The 277-nt window shown below is 77.6% G+C and carries 1 pseudogene; it reads right to left on the bottom strand.

Going from position 1 to position 277, the window contains the following annotated elements:
- Positions 1-277 (bottom strand): annotated as a pseudogene (locus N866_RS21625) (ATP-dependent chaperone ClpB); the annotation flags it as partial.

Genomic DNA, 277 nt, shown 5'->3' with positions numbered 1-277 from the left:
CCCCGATGAGGACCGGGTTGTTCTTGGTGCGCCGCGACAGCACCTGCACGACCCGGCGGATCTCGGCGTCCCGGCCGATGACGGGGTCGAGCCGGCCCTGGCGGGCCTCGGCCGTGAGGTCCCGCCCGTACTTCTCGAGCGCCTTGTAGGTGCCCTCCGGGTCCGCGCTGGTCACCTTCGCGGTGCCGCGGACGGCGGGCAGCGCGGCGACGAGCGCGTCGCGCGTCGCGCCGGCCGCCTGGAGCGCCTCGGCGGCGGGCGAGGACCCCGCGGCCAG

Source organism: Actinotalea ferrariae CF5-4 (assembly GCF_000603945.1).
GTDB classification, from domain to species: Bacteria; Actinomycetota; Actinomycetes; order Actinomycetales; family Cellulomonadaceae; genus Actinotalea; species Actinotalea ferrariae.
This window is presented reverse-complemented; position numbering and strand designations above follow the sequence as displayed.